This window comes from Methylobacterium sp. J-048, assembly GCF_022829515.1.
Taxonomy (GTDB): domain Bacteria; phylum Pseudomonadota; class Alphaproteobacteria; order Rhizobiales; family Beijerinckiaceae; genus Methylobacterium.
On record NZ_JAKSYL010000184.1, the window covers coordinates 33,187 to 49,698 of the forward strand.

11 protein-coding genes and 2 pseudogenes are annotated in these 16,512 nt (G+C 67.1%); 10 read left to right on the forward strand and 3 right to left on the reverse strand.

The features are described from left to right. Positions 1-14 precede the first annotated feature (14 nt). Positions 15-713: a TetR/AcrR family transcriptional regulator gene (locus tag MKL09_RS18390; RefSeq protein WP_244022469.1), complete on the reverse strand. Its 699-nt coding sequence runs from the start codon at positions 711-713 to the stop codon at positions 15-17. Between the two features lie 119 nt (positions 714-832). On the opposite strand from MKL09_RS18390, the pseudogene MKL09_RS18395 reads away from it, so the two are divergent. From MKL09_RS18395 to MKL09_RS18410, 4 genes and pseudogenes are all read left to right on the forward strand, one after another. Then, positions 833-1,410: pseudogene (locus tag MKL09_RS18395) on the forward strand (SDR family NAD(P)-dependent oxidoreductase). 272 nt (positions 1,411-1,682) lie between these two features. Then, positions 1,683-2,924, forward strand: a complete 1,242-nt coding sequence (locus tag MKL09_RS18400; RefSeq protein ID WP_244022471.1) for an efflux RND transporter periplasmic adaptor subunit — start codon at positions 1,683-1,685, stop codon at positions 2,922-2,924. A 36-nt stretch (positions 2,925-2,960) separates the two neighbouring features. After that, positions 2,961-6,125: an efflux RND transporter permease subunit gene (locus tag MKL09_RS18405; RefSeq protein ID WP_244022473.1), complete on the forward strand. Its 3,165-nt coding sequence runs from the start codon at positions 2,961-2,963 to the stop codon at positions 6,123-6,125. 130 nt (positions 6,126-6,255) lie between these two features. Further along, positions 6,256-7,014 carry an isocitrate lyase/phosphoenolpyruvate mutase family protein gene (locus MKL09_RS18410; RefSeq protein WP_244022475.1) on the forward strand — a complete coding sequence of 253 codons (759 nt, stop codon included), beginning with the start codon at positions 6,256-6,258 and terminating at the stop codon, positions 7,012-7,014. A gap of 78 nt (positions 7,015-7,092) precedes the next feature. Here MKL09_RS18410 and MKL09_RS18415 read toward each other — a convergent pair whose 3' ends face one another. Beyond that, positions 7,093-9,255: a molybdopterin-dependent oxidoreductase gene (locus MKL09_RS18415; protein ID WP_244022476.1), complete on the reverse strand. Its 2,163-nt coding sequence runs from the start codon at positions 9,253-9,255 to the stop codon at positions 7,093-7,095. A 381-nt stretch (positions 9,256-9,636) separates the two neighbouring features. Here MKL09_RS18415 and MKL09_RS18420 point away from each other — a divergent pair. Beyond that, positions 9,637-10,269, forward strand: a pseudogene (locus MKL09_RS18420) (tyrosine-type recombinase/integrase). 219 nt (positions 10,270-10,488) lie between these two features. On the opposite strand, the gene MKL09_RS18425 reads toward MKL09_RS18420, so the two are convergent. Further along, on the reverse strand, positions 10,489-11,928 hold the full coding sequence (locus tag MKL09_RS18425; protein WP_244022478.1) for a PLP-dependent aminotransferase family protein: 1,440 nt from the start codon (positions 11,926-11,928) through the stop codon (positions 10,489-10,491). A 356-nt stretch (positions 11,929-12,284) separates the two neighbouring features. Between MKL09_RS18425 and MKL09_RS18430 the strand changes: the two genes are divergently transcribed. The 5 genes from MKL09_RS18430 to MKL09_RS18450 form a co-directional block, all read left to right on the forward strand. Then, positions 12,285-12,767 (forward strand): MSMEG_0572/Sll0783 family nitrogen starvation response protein, encoded by a 483-nt coding sequence (locus MKL09_RS18430; RefSeq protein WP_058191264.1) that lies wholly within the window; start codon positions 12,285-12,287, stop codon positions 12,765-12,767. A gap of 81 nt (positions 12,768-12,848) precedes the next feature. Continuing rightward, positions 12,849-13,925: a Nit6803 family nitrilase gene (locus MKL09_RS18435; RefSeq protein WP_244022480.1), complete on the forward strand. Its 1,077-nt coding sequence runs from the start codon at positions 12,849-12,851 to the stop codon at positions 13,923-13,925. Continuing rightward, entirely contained in the window at positions 13,879-14,982 is a 1,104-nt protein-coding gene (locus MKL09_RS18440) for an MSMEG_0568 family radical SAM protein (protein WP_244022490.1), read from the forward strand. Before MKL09_RS18435 ends, MKL09_RS18440 begins: the two co-directional genes overlap by 47 nt. Beyond that, the gene (locus MKL09_RS18445; protein WP_244022482.1) at positions 14,979-15,524 is read left to right on the forward strand and encodes an MSMEG_0567/Sll0786 family nitrogen starvation N-acetyltransferase; all 546 of its coding nucleotides are present in this window, start codon (positions 14,979-14,981) and stop codon (positions 15,522-15,524) included. Before MKL09_RS18440 ends, MKL09_RS18445 begins: the two co-directional genes overlap by 4 nt. Then, a partial coding sequence (locus MKL09_RS18450) for a sll0787 family AIR synthase-like protein (RefSeq protein ID WP_244022484.1) occupies positions 15,524-16,512 on the forward strand: 989 nt, incomplete at its 3' end. The genes MKL09_RS18445 and MKL09_RS18450, both read left to right, overlap by 1 nt.

A 16,512-nucleotide genomic window follows, 5' to 3' on the forward strand; every position in this document is an offset into this window, starting at 1 on the left:
GGATCGGCTTGGGTTCAGCCGTGGCTGGCTTGGGACGACACGGGTCCGTCGCGGCGCTCCCGCTCTTGGGAGTGCCTGGCCCGGGTGGGACGGTCCGCTACCGGCGCCGGCCAGGCGGCCATCGCGATCCTGCCGACGTTCAGGAGCTTCTCGCGGCTCGCCCCATCGCGGGACAGGACGGCCAGGCCCCGCACGAGTGAGTGCACGAAGGCGGCGAGACCTTCGACGTCGACGTCTGCCGGTACGTCGCCGTCCTCGATGCCCTTCCGGATGCGCTCGCCGAGGTAGACCTCGGACGATGCGCGGTGGCTGATCATCATGTCGCGGATCGGTGTGAGGGCCGGCGCCTGGTGCGTCCCGGACAGCGAGACCATGCAGCCCCGCGGCAGGTCTTCGCGCGTGAACTCGACCGCGACCTCCGCAAGAAGGCTCTCGATGGCCGCTCGGGTACCCAGGCCGTCCTTCCACAAGGCGCCGAGGATCCACTTGCGTGCAGCGCCGAGGAAGTTCTCCGTCGCTTCTCGGTAGAGCTGCTCCTTGCTTCCGAACGCGTTGTAGAAACTCGACGGGCTGATGCCCATGGCCGAGATCAGGTCGTCGAAGGACGTGCCCTCGTACCCGTTCTCCCAGAACAGCCTCATCGCGCTGTTCAACGCCGTCGGGCGATCGAACTTCGGGGGGCGCCCGCGACCCCGCTTCTGGACCTCGTCCATCTTTTGGATCCTTCGCTCCAAAATCCGTTCACACGACCCGCGGGTCGACCTTATCCGCTGTTATAGGAGCCTTCGCTCCATAAATGAAGTCCCGTCTGCGGGCAAGACGGAGAAAAGCCATGCGCTTCCAGGACAAGGTCGGGATCGTGACCGGTGGTCCGTCGCGGATCGGCGAGGAGGTGGCGGCGCGCTTCGTCGCGGAGGGCGGCTTGGTGGTCATCAACGGCCGCGACGCCGGCAAGGCCGAGGCCGCGGCGAAGCGGGTTGATGCGACGGGCAAGCGCATCGCCGCCCACGTCGGGCTGCCGGCCACTGGGAAGGCGCTGGCCAAGGCCGCCGTCGAACGCTTCGGCCGTTTGGACGTGCTGCTCAACGACGCGGGCGTGTTCGCGCCGAAGCCGTTCGTCGACGTCACAGAGGCCGAGTTCGACTGGTTCCTCGACATCTCCTCAAGGGCACGTTCTTCACCGCACAGGCCGCGGCTAAGGCTATGAAGGCATCCGGAAACGGCGGTGCCATCGTCCAGACCGGTTCGATGTGGGCCCTGCAAGCCATCGGCGCGACACCCTTGTCCGCCTACTCGGTGGCGAAGGCTGGCGGGCACGCCCTCGTCAAGAACCTCGCCATCGAGCTCGTATCCAACCGGATCCGGATCAACGGAATCGCGCCCGCCCTCCGACCACCTCGCAGGAAGTGAAGCTCCGTTGGACTTCGTGCCGCGGCCCGAAGACGTGACGAACGCCCGGCGCCCGCGGGAAGGCCGGCGCTGCGACGTCAGCGCGTCCCGCAAGGCTCACTGCCGGCCGACGGCCGAGGACCGACTGCCTCTTTCGTGGCTCAGACCTTTTTCAAGCTTTCGCTCCAAAAATGTATTGACGGGATCGTCGACCTCGCCCTATGCATATTTATCGGAGCGTTCGCTCCACAAATAAGGACTCCTTGGGGTCCGCGTTTGAAGGAACCCAGGTCATGATCGACGTCGCCCCCAAATCCCTAACCGACTTCGAGGCCATTCCGCGGGAGGGCACGAGGACGAAGCCCGGCAAGGGCCGGCTGTTGGCGATGCCGCTGGTCGCCATGCTCCTGGGCAGCGCCGGCTGGTACGGCCTCACGCAGTTCGAGGGTTCGCACGCGGCCGTCGCCGTGGCGGGACCCGTGCCGGACGTGACGGTGGCGACGCCCGCCACCCGGGACGTCGACGTCCGGCTCACCGGCCTCGGCCAGTTCTCCGCTATCGACCGCGTCGAGCTGCGCGCCCAGGTCGGCGGAACGCTGACCGAGATCCACTTCAAGGACGGCGACATCGTCCGCAAGGGCGATCTGCTCTTCGTCATCGACCCGCGCCCCTACGAGATCAAGCTCGCCCAGGCCAAGGCAATGGTCGAGACCGCCAAGGCACGACTGGGTCTCGCCGACAGCCAGCTTGCCCGGTCGCAGTCGCTGGCGCGCAGCCAGTTCGCCACCCAGGAGACCCTCGACCAGCGCGTCAACGAACAGTCCGCCGCGCGAGCTGCAATCGACGACGCCGAGGCCAGGGTCCGCGATGCCAAGCTCGACCTCGAATACACCCGGGTCACGGCCCCGTTCAGTGGCCGCCTGGGCGCGCGGCAGGTCTCGCTGGGCGGGCTGATCGCCGGCAGCCGCGCCGCCGCGAGCGCCACCACGCTGCTCGCCACCATCGTGTCGCTCGACCCGATCTACCTCGATTTCGACATGAGCGAGCAGGACTGGATCAAGTTCCAGCGCAGCCGCGACCAGAAGCAGCCGCTCGCAAAGACGGTCACGGCCTCCCTCAGCGACGAGGCGGGCTTCGACCGACAGGGCAAGCTCGACTTCGTCGACAACGTCATGAACCGCTCCAGCGGCACGATCCACGCCCGCGCGACCTACGCCAACCCGGACCTGTTCCTGTCTCCGGGCCAGTTCGCCCGCGTCCGCGTCGCGCTCTCGAAGCCCGCGCCCGCGCTGCTCGTGCCCGACGCGGCCGTGCTGCCCGACCAGTCCGACTCCGTCGTCATGACCGTCGGCGACGACGACGTCGTGACGCCGAAGAAGGTCGAGGTCGGCGACCTGCGCGACGGGCTCAGGGTGATCCGCGCAGGCCTGACGCCGACCGACCGGGTCATCGTCGACGGCATCGTTCGTGCGCGGCCCGGGACGAAGGTCTCGGCGAAGCTCGCCACGGTCGCGGTCGCACCCGCCCAGAACTGACGTCGATTCCACGCATCGTCACGGCCGGGGGTTACCATGAGACTCGCGCATTTCTTCATCGACCACCCCCGGTTCGCGGTGGTGCTCAACGTCTTCATCGTGGTGTTCGGCTTGGCGACGATGGTCTCGCTGCCAATCGCCCAGTACCCGAGCATCGTCCCGCCGACCGTCCAGATCACGGCCATCTATCCGGGCGCCTCCGGGGAGACCATCGCCAAGACCGTCGCGACACCCATCGAGCAGTCGGTCAACGGCGTCGAGGGCATGGACTACGTCACCAGCCAGTCGACCGGGAACGGCGCGCTCACGGTGACCGTGATCTTCAAGATCGGCACCAACGTGAACACGGCGCTGATGCTGACCCGCAATCGCGTTCAGGACATCCTGAGCCGGCTGCCGCAGGAGGTCCAGCTCCAGGGCGTGCAGGTCAAGAAGACCATCCAGGCCCTCCTGCTGGGTGTCCACGTCTACTCGCCGGACGGGTCCCGCTCGCCCGAGTACATTTCCAACTACATGCTGCGCATCCGGGACGAGATCGCGCGTATCCCGGGCGTCGCCGACTTCCAGATCTACGGCGAGCGTCAGTACGCCATGCGGGTCTGGATCGACCCCGACAAGGCCGCCGCCTACGACATCGCCGCGCACGAGATCCTGAACGCCATCCGGGCTCAGAATGCGCAGGTCTCGGCCGGCGTGCTCAACAAGCCGCCGCTATCGAGCTCGGCGGCCTACCAGATCAACGTCGAGGCCCTCGGCCGACTGACCACGCCGGAGGAGTTCGAGAACATCATCGTCAAGTCGGACAACCAAGGTCACGTCACCCGCATTCGCGACATCGGCCGCGCCGAGGTCGGATCGGCCGACTACAGCTCCAAGGCCTACGCCGACCGGTACGCCTCCGCCCCCTGGTTCGTCATCGCCACGCCCGACGCCAACGTCTACCAGCTGCACCACGCGATCTGGGACAAGATGGCGGAGCTCAAGAAGAAGTTCCCGACTGGCATCGACTACATCAAGATCTACGATCCGACCAACTTCGTCGATCAGTCCATCGAGGGTGTCATCCACACCATCATCGAGGCGGTCCTGCTCGTCGTGGCCGTGGTCTTCCTGTTCCTCCAGAGCTGGCGGGCGACCCTCATCCCGGTCATCGCCATTCCGATCTCTCTCGTCGGCACCTTCACGCTGCTCGCGCTGTTCGGCGCCTCGATCAACAACCTGTCGATGTTCGGCCTGGTGCTGGCGGTGGGTATCGTGGTCGACGACGCCATCGTGGTGGTCGAGAACGTCGAGCGGAACATGGCCGCCGGCCTGTCGCCACGGGACGCAGCCCACAAGACGATGACCGAGGTGTCGACGGCGCTGATCGCCATCGCCTTGACGCTTTGCGCCGTGTTCGTCCCGACGGCGTTCATATCGGGCATCTCCGGATTGTTCTTCAAGCAGTTCGCCATCACCATCGCCGCCTCGACGGTGATCTCGTGCTTCGTCTCGCTCACCCTCAGCCCGGCGCTCTGCGCGGTGCTGCTGAAGCCCCATGACCACCATGCACGGAAGGGCTTTCTCGGCCGCATCGTGACGGCCCTGTTCGGTCGCTTCAACCACGGCTTCGAATGGCTGTCGTCGAGCTATGGCCGGTTCACCGGCCGTCTCATCCGGGCCTCGGCCATCGTCGCTGTCGTCTATGTCGGCCTGATCGGCCTGACGGGTTTCCAGATGTCGCGGATGCCGTCCGGCTTCATCCCCGACCAGGACATCGGCTACCAGGCGGTCGTCGTCATGCTGCCACCGGGCTCCAGCCTGGAGCGGACCGACGCGGTCGTCCGACAGGTCAACGACATCATCCTGGACACGCCCGAGGTGAAGGGCATCACCCACACCTCGCCGGTCACCGGCTTCGACGTAACCACCGGCACCGTCGCGCCGAACGTCGGCACGATCTTCTACGGCCTGCCCTCGCTCTACGACGAGCACGTACCCGGCATCAACGCGGCGTCGATGCTGCCCAAGATCCGCGCACGCCTCGCCGGCATCCAGGGCGCCTACGTCATCGTGGTCAACCCGCCGCCCGTGCAGGGGCTCGGCGCTGCGGGCGGCTTCAAGCTGATGATCCAGGACCGCGGCGACCACGGACCCCAGGCGCTGGCGAAGGCGACCAACGACCTCGTCGCGGCCGCCAACAAGTCCGGGCAATTCGCAGGCGTGTTCACGCTGTTCAACGCCGGCGCACCCTCCCTCTACGCCGACATCGACCGCCTGAAGGCCGAGAAGGTCGGCCTGACCCCTGCCGACGTGTTCTCGACCCTGCAGCTCTACATCGGCTCGCAGTACGTCAACGACTTCAACTTCATCGGGAGGACCTACCCGGTCTTCGTCCAGGCGGACGAGCAGTTCCGCCGGACGGCCGACGACATCGCCCGGCTGAAGGCCCGTAACGCGAGCGGCGAGATGGTGCCGGTCGGCTCGGTCGCGAGCTTCAAGAGCCAGACGGCCCCCTACCGCGTGCCGCGCTACAACCTCTACCCGGCCGCCGAGATCATGGGCGCGGCGGGACCGGGCGTGTCGTCGGGCACGGCCATCAAGACGATGTCCGAACTAGCCAGACAGGTGCTCCCGGCCGACTTCGACTTCGAGTGGACCGACCTCGCCCACCAGGAGGAGCAGCAGGGCACCCCGACCATCGCCATCTTCGCCGCGGCGGGCCTGTTCGTCTTCCTCGTGCTCGCCGCCCAGTACGAGAGCTGGATGGTGCCGCTGGCCATCGTGCTGATCCTGCCGATGTGCCTGCTCGCGTCGGCGACCGGCCTCGATTTGCGCGGCATGCCCATCGACATCCTCGCTCAGATCGGCTTCGTCGTCCTGGTCGGGCTGGCCGCAAAGAATGCGATCCTCATCGTCGAGTTCGCCCGGCAGGCCGAGGAGCACGGCGCGACGCCCCGAGAGGCGGCCGTCGAGGCGGCGCGGGTGCGGCTGCGCCCGATCCTGATGACCTCCTTCGCCTTCATCCTGGGTGTCGTGCCGCTCGCGATTGCCACGGGCGCCGGCTCCGAAATGCGTCAGTCGCTCGGGACCGCCGTTCTGACGGGCATGCTGGGCGTCACCGTCTTCGGCCTGCTGTTCACGCCGACCTTCTACGTGATCGTCCGGCGGTGGGGCGCGAAGCGGGACCCCGTGCGAGTTCCCGTCCCGCAGGTGCAATAGCACCCGACGGAACCTGTCCGGGCGTAGCATCCGGGCATTCGACCCAACCGCGCGGCACGCGGTCGGCAGACGTGATGTCGGCGCGCCGACCCAAAAGCCGACCCTCAACGAACGAGATCAGGAGATCATCATGAACGGTATCGAGAAAGCCGAGCGTTTCGCGGCACTGCATGTCAAGGGAACGCCGATCCGGCTCTACAACGCCTGGGACGCGGGAAGCGCCAAGGCCATCGTCGCGGCGGGCGCGAAAGCCGTCGCGACCAGTAGCTGGGCGGTCGCCGACGCGCAGGGCTTCCGCGATGGCGAGGACATCCCGGTCGATTTCGTCGAGCGCATCGTCGGGCGGGTCGCCACGGCCGTCGACGTTCCCGTGACCGTCGATTTCGAGGGCGGCTACACCGACGACGACGGGACCCTGTCCGCGAACGTCACCCGCCTGCTCGATCTCGGCATCGTCGGAATCAATTTCGAGGACCGCATCGTCAAGGGCGACGGCCTCCACGACAAGGTCCGTCAGGCGCGCCGCATCTCGCTCATCCGGCACGCGGCCGAAGTCCACGGCGTGAACCTTTTCATCAACGCCCGTACGGACCTCTTCCTGGGCCGGGAATGGGACCCCGTCCGATCCATCGACGAAGCCATCGAACGGGCGGCCGCCTACGCCGCGGCCGGGGCATCCGGGTTCTTCATCCCGGGGCTGACGGACGAAACCCTTATCGGGCGTATCTGCGAAGCCGTATCGATCCCCGTCAACGTGATGATGATGGAGGGCGTGCCGCCGGTCGAGCGTTTGGCCCGCATCGGCGTCGCACGTCTCAGCTACGGCGCGGGGCCTTACGCCCAGGCGATGGCGACGCTGGGACAAGAAGCGAGGACGGTCCTCGCATGACACGCATCGGAACGTGGTAGGCGGAGGGGGATCACCCCCTCCGTTTACATCCGTATCGCCATGGCCGATGGGCCGGCTTCAGTTGGCACGCGATACCTCGACGAGGTTGTCCGAGAACGACGGGGCGTGGCCCATGTCGGTGAAGGCCCCCGACGAGATGCTGTTGACCGTACCCTCGTTCAGTTGACGCCAGTAGCCCAGCGTCGCGACCACGATGCCGGCCTTCACGTCCTCGGTGATGCGGGCCACGCCCTTGAAGGCGCCCCGGTCGTTGGCGACTTGCACCCGATCGCCGTCCACGATCCCGCGGGCCTCGGCGTCGTGCTGGCTGATCATCACGAACTGCTCGCCCTGGCCCTTCTGCTTGTCCTCCATGTTGGCGTAGCAGGAGTTCAGGAAGTAGTGGCTCTTGGGCGAGACGATGTTGAGCGGGAAGCGCTTGGCCAGGGCCGGATCGTTCGTGTGGGACTCGCGCGGACCGAGGTAGTCGGGCAGCGGATCGAGCGCTTCGCCGGGCTGGAAGCCCTCATACATTTGCCGGAACGGCGGTGCGACGAAGTTCGTGGCGCCCTCGACCTTGAGCATGCACTTGCCGGTCGGCGTCGGGAAGTTGCCGTCCCGGTGCGGCGCCCGGTCGTCGGGCGTGCCGACCTTGAGCCGGGCGAAGCCGTGCTCGCGCATATAGGCGAGGTCGATGCCCTCGCAGGCCGGCGAAGACCAATCGACGTAGTGCTCGAGGCACTCGCTGTCGCTCCACTTGAAGTTCTCTTCCTCGAAGCCGAGCCGGGCCGCGAGCTGGCGGAAGATCTCGTTGTTGGGGATGGCCTCGCCGGGCGCGTCCGCGCACTTGGTGTTGTAGGTCAGGTAGAGATGGCCCCAGGACAGGATCATGTCCTCCATCTCCGCGCCCATCGTCGCCGGCAGCAGGATGTCGGCGTAGGAGGCGGTATCCGAGATGAAGTGCTCGGCCGAGACCATGAACAGGTCCTCGCGCATCAGCCCTTCCACGATCTTGTCGGTCTCGGGCGCCTGCGTGACCGGGTTCGAGTTCCAGCACATCATCGACATGATCGGCGGGTCGAGCTGCATCTCGCCGGTGAGCGCACGGCCGATCTGCAGGTTCGAGACCACGCGAGTGCCCTCGGGGATCAGGTCGGGACGGCACATCACGTCGAACTTGTAGGGGTGCTCCCAGACGCCGAACTGCGTGACGCCGCCGCCGACGTGGCGCCACGCGCCGGTCAGCGCCGGGATGCAGGTGACGGCGCGGATGGTCTGGCCGCCGCCGTAATGCCGCTCCAGCGCCACGCCCATGCGGATGCCGACCGGCTGCTCGGTCGCCATCTCATAGGCGAGCTTGCGGATATCGGCCGCCGGCACGCCCGTGATCCCCTCCGCCCATTCCGGCGTGCGGGGGCTGGCCCGCTCCTTCAGGTCCTCGAAGCCGACCGTGTGGTTGTCGACGTAGTCCTGATCGACCAGGCCCTGTTCGATGATCGAATTGATCAGCGCCATGGCGAGCGCGCCGTCGGTGCCGGGCTTTGGGGCGATGTGCCAGTCGGCGGCCTTAGCGGTGCGCGAGGCGTAGGTGTCGATGACGACGACCTTGGCGCCCTTCTTCTGAGCGTCCTTCACGATGGCCCAGTGGTGCAGGTTGGTGCTGATGCTGTTGCAGGCCCAGATCACGATGTATTTGGAATGGATGTAGCTGTCCGGGTCGAGGCCGGCCGTCGGGCCGACCGTCAGCAGCCACGCCGTGCACGAGCCCTCGCCGCAGAAGGTCCGCTCGGTGACGGTCGCGCCCATGCGGTTGAAGAAGGCGTCGCCGCCGTTCAGCCCGTGCACGAGGCCCTGGTTGCCGAGGTAGCTGTAGGGCGCGATGGCTTCGGGCCCGTACTGGTCGATGATCGCCTTCCAGCGCGTGACGATGGTGTCGAGCGCCTCGTCCCAGGTAATGCGCTCGAACTGCCTCTCACCCTTCGGCCCGACGCGCTTCATTGGGTAGAGCAGCCGGTCGGGATGGTAGTGGCGCTTCTCGTAGTCCTTCAGCTTCACGCAGAGACCGCCGCGGGTCATCGGGTGGTCGGGGTTGCCCCGTACACCGAGCAGCTTCCCATCCTTGACCTCGAACAGCATCGAGCACGTGTCCGGGCAATCGTGGGGGCAGCCGCCGAAGAAGGTCTCGGTCAGGCTCTCCGCCTGGGCAACGAGCAGGGAGTCGGGCTTGACGATCTCGTTCATGTGTCCTCCACGGACGAGCGTCCCGCCTTATTCTTCCTGGCGAGCCGGCCCGATGTGCCGTCAGGATGCACTTAAGTGCAAATAATTCCAACTTTCAATTGAGTGAGTGCCCCTCGAACCGACGTCTGCTTTTGGGAAGTTGGCACCCGCCTGAGTGAGGCGAAGTTGGGTCCGATGCGGAATGGCGGCTCGGGGTGGTATCAAGAAACCGGGTGGCGATCCGGTGATCCCACCGACGTCTGCTTTCGAGATCGACGCACCGCAGCCGAAGCGGCCGGGTTGAGTTGGATGCGGAACGTCCGCATATGCTCGCCCTCACCGCAGCGGTATTTCTCGGGTGTCTTCTCGTCTCGTCGGCATAGGCCGGCGAGGAGATCGACGATGGGACACTCTGCATACGATCCGGCCACGAAAGGGCGGCAGCCCTGGAACGCCGGCCGCAAGCTCGGCGCCAAACGTGCCCTCAAACCTCAGCAAGTCTGGGCCATCCGGTTCTGGCTCGACCGCGAACGGCGCGTGCGTGACCGCGCGATGTTCGACCTGGCCATCGATAGCAAGCTGCGAGGCTGCGACATCGTCAAGCTTAAAATCGGCGATCTCGTCAGTGGTGGTCGCGTCCGCACACGAGCCATCGTCACTCAGCGCAAAACCGGCCGGCCAGTATAGTTCGAGCTTCTCGAACCAGCCCGCAGCAGCATCCTGGCTTGGCTGGAAGTTCGGGGTGGGACGCTCGACGACTATGCCTTCCCGAGCAGGATCGACGGCGTCACGCATATCAGGACCCGGCAGTATGCGCGTTTGGTCGATGAGTGGGTGACGGGCATCGGGCTGCGGTGCGAGGACTGCGGAACCCATTCTCTGCGGCGAACGAAGGCGTCGTTGATCGACAAGCGGACCGGCAACCTGCGCGCCGTGCAGATCCTACTGGGCCACACGAAAATCGAGAGCCCGGTCAGGTACCTCGGCGTCGATATCGAGGATGCGCTCTCGCTTGCGGAAGGGACTGAGATTTGAGCCTTCAGCCCCTCGGCTTCAGGGGCGAGAGGCTTTAAAACCGGCCGGGTAGCAGTGCGCGCATCCAAGACATTTAGTCTTTGACGTTGTATCCCGTAAACGGACCTTCGTACGCCGCTGTGAGCCATTCGCGTTAGGATCGCGAGCAGGCCGGGGTTGCGGCCGCCAAGCGTACCTTCGACCGACCGCGCGCTTCGACCTGTACCCGGCTCGGATGGTTCAGATGTAGGCTGAGGCGAGGGCCGGCGAGCCTTCCAGGGCGTGGGCGAGCACTTCCAGTCCGTGCGTGATCTGCTGTCGGGTGGAGGGGCCGCCAAGACAGAGACGGACCGCCTCCGGCGGCGTCCCCGCGACGCAAAAAGGGTCGCTGGCGATGACGCCGAGCCCGGCCGACCGACCTTGGCTGGCGAAGGCCGAACGCGTCCAGCCCTCCGGCAGCGTGATCCAGACGTGGAAGGCATGCGGATCGGCGGTGTAGGTGCCGGCGGGAAGCATCGCGGTAGCGATGCGCTGGCGCGCGGCCGATTCCTCGCGAACGAACTGCACGATGGCCTCCGCCGTGCCGTCCATGATCCAACGCGTCGCCAGTGCCGTGGAAATCGGCGAGGCCATGACCGTGGCGGCGCGCAGGGCGCCGCCCAGTGGAAGGGCGGAGCGGGCGCTTGGAGCGACCAGGAAGGCGAGCCGAAGTCCGGCGCCCAGGCACTTGGCGAGGCCTGCCACGTAGTAGGTGATCTCCGGCGCGAGTTCCGCAAAACTCGGCGGCGGAGTCGGACAGATGCGGGCGTAGGCATCGTCCTCGATGATGGTGACGGCGTATCGCCGCGCGACCGCGATCACGGCCTCGCGCCGCGTCCCGGGCAGGGTCGCGGTGGTGGGGTTCTGCAGCAACGGATTCAGGTAGATGGCCTTCGGTGCCACTTTGGTGCAGGCGGCGGCAAAGGCATCAGGATCGACCCCGTATCGGTCCATGGGCAGATCGACGAGGCGGAGGCGCAAGTGCGCGGCGAGCGCGCGGATGCCGGGATAGGTGATCCGCTCGGCGCAGATCGTGTCGCCCGGCCGGGCCACCTGCCCCAGAATGCTGAACAGAGCGCTGTGCGCCCCTGGACAGATCAGCAGACGCTCGCGGGACGTGACGACCCCACGGCCTTTCAGCCAGCGCAGAGCCGCCTCTTTATCCTCCTCGGTCCCGCCGAAGCCCTGGTAACGCAAGAGGTTGGAGATATTACCGGACAGGTCCACGAACGCGGCTTGCATGCGGGCTTGCAGGGCCGGCGCGTCGGGCTCGGGGGGCAGGTTCATGGTGAAGTCGACCGGACCAATCCGACGCGCTGCCGCGGCAGCGGTCGAACGGGGCGGGCGAGCCGGATCGACCACGAAGGTCCCCTGGCCGACGCGTCCCTCGATCAGTCCGCGCTTATGGGCCTCGACGTAGCCGCGTGAAACGGTCGTGAAGTTCAAGTCGAGCGCCTCGGCGAGGGCGCGCTGGGTCGGTAGGCGCGTCCCCACCGTCAGGCGCCCAGTCCGGATGTCGTCGGCCAACGCCTCCGCAATCGCGAGGTAATGAGGCTTGCCCCACCGCTTCAGATCCGGCGTCCAGGCCCCGGCCCCGCCCTTCTGCGGGTTCGGTCGTTCGTCTCGCTCGGGCGAAGTCATTCGTGGCGGCCCAGATCATGATGCGATCAATGCTTGATTGTATGGCTTGCAATAGCCGTACCGCGATCATGCTTCCAATGATCATTCTCTCGCATGCATACAATGCCGACAATTCTCGCTCCGCAAATGGGCATCATTTGGTGAATGTGTGCTCGTACTTCGCCCTATAAATAGGCTCTGGGCGTAATGCCGATGAGCTCAAGCCAGCCGCATTGATCGCATTATTGTATGAATATCGCTCCGTCATCTTGTATGGCCGATTGATCGAAGTCCTCTGGCACACCGCTTGCCATGAATGGTTTACGGCCGCTCGAAGTTCAGTCTTCCGCGGTCCAATCCTTCGAGGAGAGAGATCAATGCCTGCTGTGAACCGCGAGCCTCACAAAAAGGGCGACTTCCTGGTCGATTATGAGGAGAAGGTCTTCGAGGACGTCAAGGCCGAGCCGGGCCAGAAGGCGCTGGTGACCTTCCACACCGTCGCGTTCGAGGGCTCCATCGGCCTCGTCAACCTGCTTCAGGCCACCCGCCTGCAGCGCAAGGGCTTCGAGACCTCCATCCTTCTCTACGGCCCGGGCATCACGCTGGGCGTCCAGCGCGGCTTCCCACGGCTCGGCGACGAGGCCTTTCCGGGTCACCTCAACTTCAACAACCAGCTTGAGAAGTTCATGGCCGAAGGTGGCAAGGTCTACGCCTGCCGGTTCTCGACCCAGGCCCTCTACGGCCACGGCGAGGCCGCCTTCATCGAGGGCATCCGCATGATCAATCCCCTCGACGTCCTCGACTGCATCCTCCTGCACAAGCGCGACAACGCGGTGATCATCGACACCTGGACCGTCTGACCGGCCTTTGGCCCCCAGTCCGGGACGTCGCTTCCGGCGGCCGCACGCGACGTGGCCGCCGCCACAACCGGAGGATCACCCATGTCAGACAGCCGGATCGTGCGGGCCGCCGCCATCCAGATCGCGCCCGACCTCGACCGCCCGGACGGCACTCTGGAGCGGGTGCTTAATGCCATCGATGAGGCTGCTTCCAAGGGCGCGCGCTTCATGGTCTTTCCCGAGACCTTCGTCCCCTATTACCCTTACTTCTCCTTCGTGCTGCCGCCGGCGATGCAGGGCGCCGAGCATCTGCGCCTCTACGAGCGGGCCGTAACGGTGCCGGGGCCCGTGACCCAGGCCGTCTCCGCCGCCGCACGCCGGCACGGGGCGGTCATCGTGCTCGGGGTCAACGAGCGGGATCACGGCTCGCTCTACAACGCGCAGCTGGTCTTCGACGCCGACGGGAGCCTCAAGCTCAAGCGCCGCAAGATCACGCCGACCTATCATGAGCGCATGATCTGGGGTCAGGGCGACGGCGCCGGCCTCACCGTGGTCGACACGGCGGTCGGGCGCGTCGGCGCGCTGGCCTGCTGGGAGCACTACAACCCGCTCGCCCGCTACGCCCTGATGGCGCGCCACGAGGAGATCCACGCGGCGCAGTTCCCGGGCTCGCTCGTGGGCCAGATCTTCGCCGACCAGATGGAGGTGACGATCCGCCACCACGCTTTGGAAGCGGCCTGCTTCGTGGTCAACGCCACGGGCTGGCTCACCGACGCGCAGGTGGCGCAGGTCTGCCCGGACGAGCGCCTGCGCGGCGCCTGCCGCGGCGGCAACTGCACCGCCATCGTCTCGCCCGAAGGCAAGCACCTCGCGGAGCCGCTGGGCGCCGGCGAGGGCATCCTGATCGCCGACATGGACCTGGCGCTGGTGACCAAGCGCAAGCGGATGATGGACTCGGTCGGCCACTACGCCCGGCCCGAACTCCTCAGCCTGCTCCACGACGACCGCCCGGCCTCGTTCGTGCACCAGCCGATCCATTCCCAGACCGATTTCCGGAGTCTCGACCATGAGCAGCAGCCCGCTTCCGACGAGCCTTCCCGCGTTTCCGCCGGTGGTGGCGGGCTTGGTCGGGATGCCGACGGAGCGCCTGATCAACGCGTTGCAGTCGTACGGCGTTAGGCTCGCCGACAGCCGCGCCGGGGCGCCGAGCCGCCGCGGCGGGGCCGGTCCGTCGGACCACAAGGCCATGACCATCGCGGGCCGGACCGTGATGGTGCCGGTCCACACCGAGGCCGCCTTCGAGTCGCCCTTCCTGGTCCGCCGCCCGGACGCCAACGGGGTCTCGGTGATCGAGCATGACGGCGTGGTGATCGGGCAGGCGACCTTCCCGGGCAAGCCGCGCTTCTACGCGCTCTCGACCTTCGACGGCGTGCCGTATTCGAAGATCGCCGTCCTGCACGGGCGGGACGTGCTCGCCACCACCGTGCTCCAGACCTGTATCCGCTACGCAAGCCGCACGAAGACCTGCCAGTTCTGCTCGATCGGCCAATCGCTCGCCGCCGGTCGCACCGTCGCGCACAAGACGCCCGAACAACTCGCCGAGGTCGCCCGCGCCGCCGTGCTCCTCGACGGCGTCAAGCACATGGTCATGACGACCGGCACGCCGAACGCGACCGACCGGGGCGCCGCCGTGCTCTGCGAGAGCGCCTTCGCCGTCAAGGCCGCGGTCGACCTGCCGATCCAGGCGCAGTGCGAGCCGCCGGATGACGACCGCTGGTTCGAGCGGATGAAAGCGTCGGGCATCGATGCCCTCGGCATGCACCTGGAGGCCGTCACGCCCGAGGTCCGGGCGCAGATCATGCCCGGCAAGGCGAGCGTGCCGCTGGAGCGGTACTATGCGGCTTTCGAGGCCGCCGTCCCCGTCTTCGGGCGGGGCCAGGTCTCGACCTATATCCTGGCCGGGCTGGGCGACACCCCGGAGGCGATCCTGGAGATGGCCGAGCGCCTGATCGGGATGGGCGTCTACCCGTTCGTGGTGCCGTTCGTGCCGATCTCGGGCACCCCGCTGGAGAGCCACCCGGCGCCCAGCCCCGACTTCATGCACGGCATCCTCAGGCCCCTGGCGGACATGCTGATCGGCGCGGATCTTCGCTCGACCGACATCAAGGCGGGATGCGGGCGCTGCGGCGCCTGCTCAGCGCTCTCCACCTACGAGCGCGCAGGGGCGGTCTCATGATCTTCGAACCCGTGCCGCCGTACTGGCCGAGCCACTTCCGCATCAAGTTCGCCACGAGCTCGTGGGAGCGGAACGCCTGCGCGGCCCTGCGCCGGCAGGTCTTCTGCGCGGAGCAGCGCATCTTCACCGAAGACGACCGGGACGCCGTCGACGCGCGCGCGATCCCGATCTGTGCCCTCTCGACGCTCGGCGGCGACGCCGACGCGGTCGTCGGCACCGTACGCATCCACGAAGCGTCGGAGCGTGCCGGCGCGTGGTGGGGCTCGCGCCTGGCCGTCGCCGGACCGTTCCGCGGCACCGCCGCTTTGGGCGCCGGGCTCATCCAGGTCGCGGTCTCCTCGGCCCATGCGCGGGGCTGCACGCGGTTCCTGGCCCATGTGCAGGATCGGAACGTCCCGTTGTTCCAGGCCCTGCACTGGATGAGCCTCGACGCGATCGAGCTACACGGGCGGCCGCATCACCTGATGCAAGCGGACCTCGCGGCCTACCCGCCGATGCACGACCCCGAGCACGGGCTCGTCACGTTCCGCAGGGCCGCGTGATGAATGCGGGCTTCGACCTCCAATCCCTGGCCGGCCAGATCCGTGACGCGCGCGGCCTCGCTCACAAGCGCGACATCGATGCCGTGGTCGAGCGGCTCGGATTGAACAGCCGGCACGCCGCGGTGCCGGTCGGTGACGATTGTGCCGCCATACCGGATCGCGACGGCCACCTGCTGTTCGCCATCGAGGGCTTCCTCGACAGCTTCGTCTCGGCCGATCCGTACTTCGCTGGCTATTGCGGCATCATGGTCAACCTGAGCGACATCGCCGCCATGGGTGGGCGCCCGCTCGCGGTGGTCGACGCGCTGTGGAGCCGGGACGCCGCTGCGGCGGACCCGATCCTGGCTGGCCTGTCCGACGCGGCCGCGCTCTACGGCGTCCCAATCGTCGGCGGTCATACCAATACGCGCGCGCAGGCTGGCAACCTCGCTGTCGCCGTGCTCGGACGGGCTGGCCCGCGCCTGCTCACCAGCTTCGACGCGGCGCCCGGCGATGATCTCGTCGCGGCGATCGACCTGCGCGGACGCTTCCGCGACCCATACCCGTACTGGGATGCCTCGACTGGCACTGCCGGCGAGCGTCTGCGCGGTGATCTCGCGTTGCTGCCGGCCCTCGCCGAAGACGGGCTGTGCCGGGCGGCCAAGGACATCAGCATGGCGGGTGTCGTCGGCACCGCCCTGATGCTGCTGGAATGCTCGAACGTCGGTGGCGTCATAGACCTCGAAGCGATCCCACGGCCTGCCGCGGTCCCGCTCGACCGCTGGCTCACCGCCTTCCCGAGCTTCGGCTACCTTCTGAGCGTGCACCCGGATTGCACGCCCGCTGTCCGCACGCGGCTCGCCGAACGGGACATCGCAGTCGCCACGGTGGGTAAGCTCGATGCAAGCCGGGTCGCCCGGGTGCGCGATGCCTCCGGCGGAGAGGCCGTGGTCTGGGACTTTACGGTCAGCCCGCTGATCGGCTGTGGCCAGGACGGCATGGATGCCGT